The sequence below is a fragment of the Lamprobacter sp. genome (assembly GCF_034860625.1).
In the GTDB taxonomy this organism is placed as follows: domain Bacteria; phylum Pseudomonadota; class Gammaproteobacteria; order Chromatiales; family Chromatiaceae; genus Lamprobacter.
Window position 1 is genome coordinate 1 of record NZ_JAYESN010000134.1, and the last position, 9,961, is coordinate 9,961.

Consider the following 9,961-nt stretch of genomic DNA (forward strand, 5'->3'; position numbering starts at 1 on the left):
GAATTAAAGGGGTCAGGTTCATTTTTTCCGCTATACTTCTGGCATGCCACGACGCCCCCCGCCTGCATATCGCCAACTACCCGCATCACATCGTCCAGCGCGGTCATAACCGTGCAGCCTGCTTTTTTGCCGACGAAGACTATCAGACCTATCGGCACTGGCTGGGCGAGGCGCTGGCGAAAACCGGCGCGGCTCTGCATGCCTATGTGCTGATGACTAACCATGTCCATCTGCTGCTCACCCCCAAAGCGGCGGCGCATATTCCCCGGCTGGTGATGGCCATCGGCCGGCGCTATGTGCAGACCATCAACAAGACCTATCGTCGCAAGGGTACGCTGTGGGACAGATGGATCGGCGGTGTTGCCGGGGCAGATGGAGTTGGGGCTTTGAGTTGCTTACCAGATAGGCATTGACCATGCGCCGCGCTGAACTCATGCGCCATCTGCGTCTTCATGGGGTGGTTGTGATCCGAGAGGGAAGGCGGCACACCATTGTTGGCAATGGCGTTTGGAAAACGCAGGTGCCGCGTCATCGTGAATTGGTCGATGAACTGGCTCGGCAAATTTGCAAGGATCTGAATATTCCCTTTGTGAGGTAAAGCGCCATGAAATATCGTGCCGTACTGAAACAGATCGATGGCTGGTGGATTGGTCGGCTGGTGGATTTGCCGGGTGTTAATGCGCAGGAGCGAACCCGCGAAGACTGTCTGGAGTCTCTGCGCATTGGCGCGGAGGATATGCTCTCGTTGCCGGTCGATGCCGACGCTGAGGCGATCTTGACTTATGTTGATGTGCCAGAGCACTGTGCGGCCTGATCTTGTCGTGACAGTAGGGTTAAGGGGTTAAGGGGTCTGATTCTAATTGAACGCCGCTTCAGCCTGAAAGGCGACCACGATCTATCACGTCAAGGGGCTGATTACCGCGAGACGGTGCGTCGCTTTCCGGGGCGGCTCAACCAGACCGCGCATTGCTGGCTGTTCCACGATCTGTACGACCATCACTATGGGCTCGAGCAGCCGGCACTGAGTCTCGGCGACTGTCTGCGCATCGGCGAGATCTGGGTGCGGATCGCCGTCGAGCATCAGGCGACGCTGGATCTGGAGACAGGGGACTGGTTGCCAGGAAACCCCTCGGTCCAAAAGCCTTAGCCTTGGCGTTTAGCCTTCAGGTCTCTGGTTCGATGAGATCGACCTTGTCATAGACCTCGGCCAGGCTCAGCTGACAATCGATCGATTCCAGCGGAATCTGGTCGCTGGCGGCATGGAAATCGCTCAGCAGCCAGCGGCCGTCGGGCTGTCGGCAATAGAGTTCAGCTCTCATCTGGTGCTGCGAGACGAGCAGGTACTCACGTAGGCTGGGAATCAGCCGGTAGGAGGCGAACTTGTCGCCGCGGTCGTAGCGCTCGGTCGATTTAGAGAGGACTTCGACGATCAATGAGGGGTTCAGCAGGAGATCGGTGCGCGCATCGTAGAATTCGCGCTCACCACAGAGGGCCACCAGGTCGGGATAACGGCCCTCGTTGGTGGCGCGAATGTGAACCTTCATCTCATTGGCGTAGACCCGGCAGGGACGACCCTTGGCTTGGGTGCTGAGTTCGCGACTGAGATTGGTGACGATGAGGTTGTGCGCCTCGCGTGCACCCGTCATCGCGAAGACCTCGCCATCGATGTACTCGCTGCGCGTTTCGAGCGCGGCGCGTTCGTTCACGAGCCAGTCATCAATGCTGTAGAACGGCTTGGGCTGTAGGGACATGATGGGTCACCGCTGTTGGGGCTCGGTTCTGCTCTGCTCAGCATAAGGTAAAACAACATCCGCAGTGTGCGGCGAGTTGGGGTCAGGGATGAGGTCAGCAGGAGGACGCAGCCTTGGCGTACCATTCCGACCATCTTCAACCCTCGGATAGGACCATGAACGACCCGCTGCACTCCGATTCGACGCCGCAGGCATCGATGCCAGATTCCGATCTGGCAGATCCCGCGGAGGTTGCCAATGCCAGCCCAACTGCCGATCCGTTCCTGCTCGACAGCGAGCAGATCCAAGCGTTGGCGGAGCCCTTGGTGGTGCGTGCCGGGCTGCGGCTTTGCAATGAACTGCGAGTGACGGCGCTCGATCGGGCGCCGGACGGCCTCTATGCCCGTGTTGAGGATGCCGAGACTGAGGAACAGCTCGAGGTCGATATCACCATCGTTGGCAAGGATAGCACCAGACTGCTAGCCGGCTGCCAATGCGATGGCTGCGACGACGGCGCCTTTTGCGTGCACGCGATCGCCGCGCTCTTCGCCTATGCCAAAGGCCAGGGTCAATCACCAAGCGACCCCGCGCTGCTCGCTGATGCCCAACGTACGGCACTGGAGGAGCGCCTCGCCAAGGCCCGCGCCGAGGTCCATGTCGAGCCGCTGTCGGACTCGACCAAGGCGGCGGGCTATGGGCTGTGGCGGGCACGCTCGCTGCAATCCGCGACCCACTTCTCGAGCGATTACCGCGTCCACATCCGCGCCTTCGACCGCCGCGCCAACTATTGCACCTGCCCGGATTTCGCCACCAACGAGCTGGGTACCTGCAAGCATGTCGAAGCCGTCCTGCACCGGCTGCGCAAGCGTCGCGACTTCAAGCGCATCGCCCAGCAGCCGCCACCGCGCAGCGCGGTGTTCCTGGACTGGGAAGGCGCGCAGGCGCCAACCATTCGCCTGCATCGTGGCGCCGAGACCGCGACCGACCTGCTGCCGCTGCTCCAAGAGCATTTCGACGCCGATGGCCGTTTCCGGCTCCGCCTGCCGGACGATTTTCTGCGCTTTGCCGACCAGGTCGCCGAGCGTGGCGATCTCGAGATCGGTGACGACGCCCTCGGTTATGCTCGCCGCCTGGCTGAGGATGCCGCGCGCGCGGTGCGTGCGGCCGAGATCGGCGAGCGCATCCGCGACAGCGGCGGCCGGCTGCCCGGTGTGCAGGCCAAGCTCTATCCCTACCAAACCGATGGCGTCGCCTTCCTCGCCGGTCGCGGACGCGCCCTGCTGGCCGACGACATGGGCTTGGGTAAGACCCTGCAGGCGATCGCCGCTGCCTATTGGCTGCACCGCAACGATGGCGTCGAGCGCGTGCTGGTGGTCTGCCCAGCCTCGCTGAAGCTGCAATGGGCGCGCGAGATCCAGCGCTTCACCGGCGCCGATGTGCAGGTCGTGCAAGGGCCGGTGGCGGCGCGCGGCGTGCAGTATCGCAAGGGCCGCGGCTTCTACGTCGTCAACTACGAGCTGGTGATGCGCGATCTCAGTGTCATCAATGCCGAGCTGCGCCCGGACTTGCTGATCCTCGACGAGGCCCAGCGCATCAAGAACTGGCGCACCAAGATCGCCAGTGCGGTCAAGCAGATCGGCTCGCGCTATGCCTTCGTGCTCACCGGCACGCCGCTCGAGAATCGCCTCGAGGATCTCTACAGCCTGCTGCAGGTGATCGATCCGCGCGTGCTGGGGCCGCTGTGGCGCTACATGGTTGACTTCCACATCACCGACGATCGCGGCAAGGTGCTCGGTTATCGCAACCTCTCCGAGCTGCGGCGGCGGCTGGCGTCGGTGATGTTGCGTCGCGATCGCAGCCTGGTGCGCGATCAGCTGCCAGAGCGCATCCTGACCCGGGTCGATGTGCCGATGTCGGAGCTGCAGCAGGAGATCCACGACGACGCCATCAATGCCGCGGCGATCCTGGCGCAGATCATGAAGCGTCGGCCACTGACGCCGAGCGAGCAGAATCGCATGATGGCCGCGCTGCAACGGGCGCGGATGGCCTGCAACGCGGCGGCCCTGGTCGATCCGGAACTGGCGCAGCAGCGGCCCGGCAAGAGTGCGCCCAAGCTCGATGAGCTGGAGACGCTGCTCGACGAGGTCTGTCGTTTGGCCGGCCTCAAGGTCGTGGTCTTCTCGCAGTGGGCGTTGATGACCGAGCTGGTCGAGCAGCGGGTGCGCGCCATGAAGCTCGGCAGCGTGCGTCTGCACGGCGGCGTGCCGACCGCCAATCGCGGCGCGCTGATGGACCGCTTCCGCGACGACGACGCGATCCAGGTCTTCATCTCCACCGATGCCGGCGGTGTCGGCCTCAACCTGCAAAACGCCGCGGTGCTGATCAACCTGGATATTCCCTGGAACCCGGCCGTGCTCGAGCAGCGCATCGCGCGGGTGCATCGGCTCGGCCAGCGGCAGAAGGTGCAGGCGATCCTGCTGGTGGCGCCGGAATCCTATGAGGAGCGGGTGCTGGGGCTGGTGCAAGGCAAGCGCGAGCTGTTCGACAACGTCGTGCATGAGGATGCGACCGAGGATGTGGTCAGCGTCTCCAAGCGGTTGGCCGAGGTGTTGGCGGATGATCTGACGCGGTCGTCGGCGTCGGCGGATGCGGATGGGGCAGCGGGATCGACGTCGGCGACGGATGACAGCGCCGGGGCAGACGGCGCGACCGCATCGGCAACTGATGAGACCGCGGAAGGCCGTCTGCCAGGGACGGGGCTAGGCGATGCACCGGGCAGCGAGGGAGCTGGAGCGTCGACAGGCGAAGAGACCGAGTTCGGCAGGGAGGCGGATGCTGCAGGCATGGCTGACGCTGCAGGCGCGGCTGATGCTGCAGGTATGGCTGGCGCTGCAGGCGCGGCTCATGCCGCAGGTACGGCTGTTGCCGCGGGCAGCCCTGGCGCGGAAACCGGCGCGGAGTCCGAAGCGGCAGGCGCCGCTGCTGTGGCAACCGGCGCGGAATCGGATGCCGAGCAGGAGCGGCTCACCGCCGAGTCCGCGCGCAGATCCTCGTCTTCCACGGCAAGGCTGCGCCCAGACCTTGATGACGCGGTGCGCGACTGCGTGATCGCACTGCAGACCCAATTCGGTCCACGCATTCAGCGCATGCTCGCCCAGCGCCGTCGCGACAGCGGTCTTGGGGTGGGCATGGGCGGGCTGTTGGTGGTGCTGGATCGAGTCGAAGAGGCCGATGACGAGATCGCCGCCGGGCTGTCCGAGCGGGTGCCGGTGGCGCTGATCGATCGTCGCACCCTCGCCAGCCTGGGCCGACTCGGCGAGGCCTCGCCGGTAGCTGAGGCGGAGCCGCTGTTTGATGCCGAGGCCGCGGACACTGACGCCGGTCGTGCACTGGAGGCGCCGGTCGAGCCACCGCTGCTGCGCAAGGCGCGCGAAGCCATCGACGCCGCCCGCTTGCTGATCCAGCAGCGCTGCCCAGGGCCGGCCTTGGACCTGATGCTCTCCGCTCTGCTCGCCGCTGCCGCCCACCGCGTCGGCCGCGCTGATCCGCCGAGTCCGTCGCAGGCCGGCATCTGGCTCTATGGCGAGGTGCTGCCCGCTGGTCTGTTGGAGCAGTCAGACATCGCCTTGCTGATGCGCGCTATCGCACTGGGCCAAGGCGCCGATGCCGTGCCGGAGACGCTGCTGACGGCGCTCGCCGATGATGCGGCGGCCTTTATCGAGGGCGCTGCCAGCACCTGAGTGCGCAGTGAATTCACGCGGCATTTAACGGGCGAATACGCGCGACTTCAGATGCAAGCGCCTGCTTCGCCTCCCACAGATCAACGGTACGCTGAGCCTTGAGCCAGAATTCAGCGGAGTTACCAAACAGCCGGGCCAGGCGAATCGCCATCTCGGGGCTAACCGCCCGTCGCTCACGTAAGAGCTCATTCACTGATTGTCGCGAGACACCCAGTGCCTCCGCGAGGGCGGATACGCTTAACCCATAGTCAGGAGCGAAATCTTCACGCAGCATTTCTCCCGGGTGGGTTGGTTTCCGTTGCATTCCCGTGTTTTCAAAAGTCATGGCTCACTCCGGTTAATGGTAATCGCAGACCTCAACTTCAAACGCGTCACCATCCTCAAATCGGAAACAAATGCGCGATTGGCGATTGATAGCGATGGCATATTGCCCTTCACGATCATCAGTGAGCTTATGCAACTTGTTTCCCGGTGGCACCTTCAGATCATCAAGGCAAGTTGCCAAATCCACATACTCAAGCTTTCTTGAAGCTCTTGCATGAATCTCCGGTGGGAATTTCTTGGATTTCCCAGATTCATAGAGTGACTGAGTCTGTTTGTCCGCGAAGGTCTTTATCATGCGGCCAATTGTAATGTGTCACGTGATGGGCGTCAAAGCGACCTGGATGTATTGCCTGTTTGCTTGGGTTTTTCGTCATCCAACCTCGGGCACTCTGTCGTGATCCAGTCGCGAAAGGCCCGCAGTGCGGCACTGCGTCCATCCACCCGGCTGCGCTCGAGAAATCGGGGAATGGCATCGGCCAGTGCAAAGCCAGGGAATTGGTCGCTGCGCTCGGTCTCGAGATAGCCATCATCCCGCAGGCAATAGATGTGCAGGCGAGTGCCGTCGAAGCGCCACAGCTCTGGGACGCGCAAGGCCGCATAGATCGCCCGGTGGTCGCGCCTGGTGGTGATGTCGATCTCCAGTGCAAGGTCCGGTGGCGGATCGACACTCAGATCGATCGAGCGCTTGCCGCGGATCGCGGACTCATGGGCAATGTAGAAGCACTGATCAGGCTCCACGCCTTTGGCAGCGGTCGGGCTGCGGAGCGTTGTCGAGCCGATGCTGCGAAATTCGATGCCGAGGGTCTCGAGCAGCGCCCTGATCAAATCACCAATGATCTCCTTGTCGTCTTCGTGCTCCAACAGTGGCGTCATCAACTCCAGCACCTCAGCATCGTAGGCCAGGCGCATGCCCGGCCGTTCGCCCATCTGTTCCAAAAACGCCTCGAAGGAGGCCCAATCCACGGTTTCCAAGAGGATGGATTGACCCGGTGGAACCACAATTTGTGACGGATGGATCAGCACATCGGAACCTCGTTGAAGATGCCTAGCGAATGCGACTGGAGTCTAGCCAATCATGCGCGCATTGTGAGATTGAGCGTTTTTCTCCTCAAGGGCTAGCTGCGGCCTCAATCGGCACCAAGCGCTCAGTCGTAGTAAGGCTGCGAATAGTGGGGCTGAGACGCTTCAGGCTCGCGGAGAGATCCCGCAGTGCGGCCTCGGCAGCAGCGCGGTCGGCATAGGCGCCGAGCAGCACGGCGTGCCAGCGGCTTGGTTGCCCGTCAGGCTCGATCTTGAGTGCCTGGCCGATCAGGCCTTCGTCCTGGGCGAAGCGCGCTAGGTTGTCGGCGTCGCGGAAGCTGATGAGCTGGATGCTGAAGCGGGCGCTCTGGGTGATTGCGCTGGCGCTGGCGCCGGTGTCGGGTGTTGTGATCGCTATATGCAGATCGGTCTCGGCATCAGTGCCCTCAACGGTCCATGGTCGAGCCTGAGCCAAGTTTGGCTGGGGTGCGGCTTCGGATGCGGGCCGCGTCTCAGTATCCATTCCATCGGCGCTTTGATCGCTCGGCTGGGTTGATGTTGCCGTCGAGGCCGGTGCCTGCGCCTGTGCCGGTTGAGATGGCGGCTGGAATGATGCTGGCGCTGTCTCGGTTGGCGTTGGCGTCTTCGCCGAGGCTGTCACGGTTGGCGTCGACGTTTTCGGTGTCGATCTCGATGTCGTTGTCGATGATGACACCTGCGCAAGAACCGCAGTCGGCTCCATACCTGTCCCCTCAAGAGCGACATCGACCCGCTCGATCGCAATGAAGGCCAGCAGGATCATCGCCGCTGCCGCAATCCGCCGGATCGGTGCGCGCGGTGCCGGTTTGTGCTGTAGCCCCAGCAGTGAGCTGTAGACCGGCCGCCCACCCAATCCCTCAGCGGTAAAAGTGGCGCTGAGGCAGGTCAGGATGATCGGCAGCGCCAGGGCCTGGGCGCCGGTAAGTTCGATGACCAGGATGATGCCGGTGAGTGGCGCGCGAACGGTGGCGGCAAACAGCGCGCCCATCGCGGCGACGGCAAAGACCTCGGGCTCTAGCGCCAAGGCGGGCGCCATCATCGAGACCAGTGCCGCGAAGGCGGCACCGCAAAGGGTGCCGAGCGCGAGCATCGGCGCGAAGATGCCACCAGGCAGCCCAAGGCCGTAGCTGCCGACCGTGGTCAGCAGACGCACCGCCAACAACGCCAGTAGGAAGAACAGCGCCGGCTGGCCATGGAGCAGATTCTCGACCAGAGTCTCGCCACCGCCGACCGTGGCTGGCGCAAACCAGATCAGCGCGCCCAGGGTCAGTCCGGTCAGCGCGGCGGCGGCATAGGCCCCTTGCGTGCCCAGTGCCCGATACGCGGCGACGGAGCCCAACAGCAACCGGTTGAACAGCATCCCGAGGGCGCCGATCAGCACGCCAAGCAGGAGGAACAACGGCAGCGAGTGCAGCGGCGCCATGTCCAGGTTCGGCATCGGCAGATCCGGTCCTTGGTCAAGCATCCAGCCGCTGACAATCACCGCTGCGCAGCAGGCCAGGATCACCGACTGGATGGTGGCAAAACGATACTCGACATGCTCACGCAGTTCTTCAGTGACAAACACAATCGCGGCCAGTGGAGCATTGAAGGCGGTCGCTAGCCCAGCGGCAGCGCCCGCCGCGATCAGCGCGCGATTGGCCCCAGGGCGTGGCACCAGGCGCTCGCTCGCGAACTGCCCCAGCGCGGCCCCCATGTGGATGGTCGGTCCTTCCCGACCAAGCACCAGGCCCGAGCCCACGGCGAAGGTGCCGGCAATCAACTTGATTGGCAGCACCCGCTGCCAGCGCAGCGTGCGCTCGCCGGCGAGGATGGCCTCGACCTCCTGCACGCCGCTACCGGCGGTCTCCGGTGCAAATCGGCGCACCAGCCACATCGCCGCCACCAGCAACAGGGCACCGAGCAGCATGAGCAGCAGCCAACCGGGGACTGGGGCTGCGCTGAGCAGGCCGCGCAGCAGATCTCTGCTGGATTCGGCCTGATCGAGCAGGAAGTGGAAGGCGCCACCGATGAGTCCAGCGAAGACGCCGACGACGAGGGCCGCGAGATAGAGTCGCCAAGGAAAAGACATGGCTAACGGCTAACGCCTGCGCCTTAGCGGTTGTCCGTCAGCGTCCTTCCGGTCTGCGGATGACGATTGCGTAATGATCGGCAAGCGAAGCATGGACAGCGGCAGCGTCGGGAAACAGATAATGAACACTTGGTTAGGGTTGGGCCTTGCCGGGCCGATTGAGCACGGCGATGAGGATGGCCAGTAGCAGGGCGATGACCCCAAACAATCCGAGGGCTTCCATCCAGGGGTTCAGATGGCGCAGCGCAGCAACGAGGGCGTCGAAGTGCAGATCTAGATAATAGACGCCGAGCGCCCAGAAGCTGGCCCAGAGCACCGCGCCGAGGAGATTCAGCAGCAGGAAGCGACCCCAGTGCATCTCCAGCGCCCCGGCAAAAAGCCCCATGAGCTGGCGTGGGCCATCGACGAAGCGCCCAAAGACCAGCAGCCAACCGCCGTATCGGTTGAATTTCTGCTCGATGCCTTGCAGGTGTTGCGCGGGGATCGGCAGTCGATTCAGGATCGCCCGGCCGCCGGTGCGACCGATCAGATAACCGATGGCCTGGCCGAGCGCGGTGGCGAGGATCGTCACCAACAGCAGCCACTCGATCTTCAGCCGGCTATTCGGCACCGCGGCGACGATGGCGCCGGCCTCCAGCAGCGTCTGCCCCGGGGCTGGGATGCCAAACCCCTCGACGCCGACCGCTGCGAACACCGCCCAATAGCCATAACGCTCCAGATAAGGCTCGACGCGGAGGATGTCCTCCTCAATCGCCTTCGCCAGCCGATGGGCGTGGGCGTTGATGCTGCCAACGGCGTTGTCTTGCGCATCGGCCGCGAGTGGGGTTCCGAACCACAGGGCACAAGCCAGGGTGACCAGCAGGACAAGGCGCCAGCGGCCCGCTAAGAGATCTCGCTTAGCAGGCGGTGACGGATGATGGAACGGATCATGCCAAGACATACCGATCCCCTCGGGGGTTAGCCTTCATCCGCGCATGCTAGCCATCGTCCGGCCTTGGAGCAACGGAAACCGTTGAAGGCGCAGCCAGGTGCCCAAC

Annotated in this window: 10 protein-coding genes; 4 read left to right on the forward strand and 6 right to left on the reverse strand. The window is 63.5% G+C overall.

Going from position 1 to position 9,961, the window contains the following annotated elements:
* The 3 genes from VBE63_RS21330 to VBE63_RS21340 all read left to right on the forward strand — a co-directional run.
* Positions 1-413 (forward strand): transposase (locus VBE63_RS21330; protein WP_323685038.1); only part of this gene is annotated, 413 nt, incomplete at its 5' end.
* A 191-nt stretch (positions 414-604) separates the two neighbouring features.
* A complete protein-coding gene (locus VBE63_RS21335) occupies positions 605-814 on the forward strand; it encodes a type II toxin-antitoxin system HicB family antitoxin (protein WP_323685039.1) in 210 nt (69 codons plus the stop codon).
* Positions 815-928: 114 nt separating this feature from the next.
* Positions 929-1,147 carry a hypothetical protein gene (locus tag VBE63_RS21340; protein WP_323685040.1) on the forward strand — a complete coding sequence of 73 codons (219 nt, stop codon included), beginning with the start codon at positions 929-931 and terminating at the stop codon, positions 1,145-1,147.
* A 16-nt stretch (positions 1,148-1,163) separates the two neighbouring features.
* On the opposite strand, the gene VBE63_RS21345 is transcribed toward VBE63_RS21340, so the two are convergent.
* Positions 1,164-1,751, reverse strand: a complete 588-nt coding sequence (locus VBE63_RS21345) for a Uma2 family endonuclease (RefSeq protein ID WP_323685041.1) — start codon at positions 1,749-1,751, stop codon at positions 1,164-1,166.
* A 155-nt stretch (positions 1,752-1,906) separates the two neighbouring features.
* Here VBE63_RS21345 and VBE63_RS21350 point away from each other — a divergent pair, with 155 nt between their 5' ends.
* Positions 1,907-5,470, forward strand: a complete 3,564-nt coding sequence (locus tag VBE63_RS21350; RefSeq protein ID WP_323685042.1) for a DEAD/DEAH box helicase — start codon at positions 1,907-1,909, stop codon at positions 5,468-5,470.
* Between the two features lie 13 nt (positions 5,471-5,483).
* On the opposite strand, the gene VBE63_RS21355 is transcribed toward VBE63_RS21350, so the two are convergent.
* The 5 genes from VBE63_RS21355 to VBE63_RS21375 form a co-directional block, all read right to left on the reverse strand.
* On the reverse strand, positions 5,484-5,795 hold the full coding sequence (locus VBE63_RS21355) for a HigA family addiction module antitoxin (RefSeq protein ID WP_323685043.1): 312 nt from the start codon (positions 5,793-5,795) through the stop codon (positions 5,484-5,486).
* Between the two features lie 12 nt (positions 5,796-5,807).
* Positions 5,808-6,089, reverse strand: coding sequence for a type II toxin-antitoxin system RelE/ParE family toxin (locus VBE63_RS21360; RefSeq protein WP_323685044.1), 282 nt, complete (start codon positions 6,087-6,089; stop codon positions 5,808-5,810).
* A gap of 32 nt (positions 6,090-6,121) precedes the next feature.
* Positions 6,122-6,817, reverse strand: a complete 696-nt coding sequence (locus VBE63_RS21365) for a Uma2 family endonuclease (RefSeq protein ID WP_323685045.1) — start codon at positions 6,815-6,817, stop codon at positions 6,122-6,124.
* Positions 6,818-6,902: 85 nt separating this feature from the next.
* Positions 6,903-8,924 (reverse strand): H(+)/Cl(-) exchange transporter ClcA, encoded by a 2,022-nt coding sequence (clcA, locus tag VBE63_RS21370; RefSeq protein WP_323685046.1) that lies wholly within the window; start codon positions 8,922-8,924, stop codon positions 6,903-6,905.
* A 133-nt stretch (positions 8,925-9,057) separates the two neighbouring features.
* Entirely contained in the window at positions 9,058-9,864 is an 807-nt protein-coding gene (locus VBE63_RS21375; RefSeq protein WP_323685047.1) for a DedA family protein, read from the reverse strand.
* Positions 9,865-9,961: the final 97 nt, after the last annotated feature.

Excerpts from the sequence above, each read along its gene's own strand:
- VBE63_RS21350 (WP_323685042.1), top strand. The coding sequence starts at position 1,907 with ATGAACGACCCGCTGCACTCCGATTCGACGCCGCAGGCATCGATGCCA.
- VBE63_RS21360 (WP_323685044.1), bottom strand. The coding sequence starts at position 6,089 with ATGATAAAGACCTTCGCGGACAAACAGACTCAGTCACTCTATGAATCT.
- VBE63_RS21345 (WP_323685041.1), bottom strand. The coding sequence starts at position 1,751 with ATGTCCCTACAGCCCAAGCCGTTCTACAGCATTGATGACTGGCTCGTG.
- clcA (WP_323685046.1), bottom strand. The coding sequence starts at position 8,924 with ATGTCTTTTCCTTGGCGACTCTATCTCGCGGCCCTCGTCGTCGGCGTC.
- VBE63_RS21355 (WP_323685043.1), bottom strand. The coding sequence starts at position 5,795 with ATGACTTTTGAAAACACGGGAATGCAACGGAAACCAACCCACCCGGGA.
- VBE63_RS21375 (WP_323685047.1), bottom strand. The coding sequence starts at position 9,864 with ATGTCTTGGCATGATCCGTTCCATCATCCGTCACCGCCTGCTAAGCGA.
- VBE63_RS21335 (WP_323685039.1), top strand. The coding sequence starts at position 605 with ATGAAATATCGTGCCGTACTGAAACAGATCGATGGCTGGTGGATTGGT.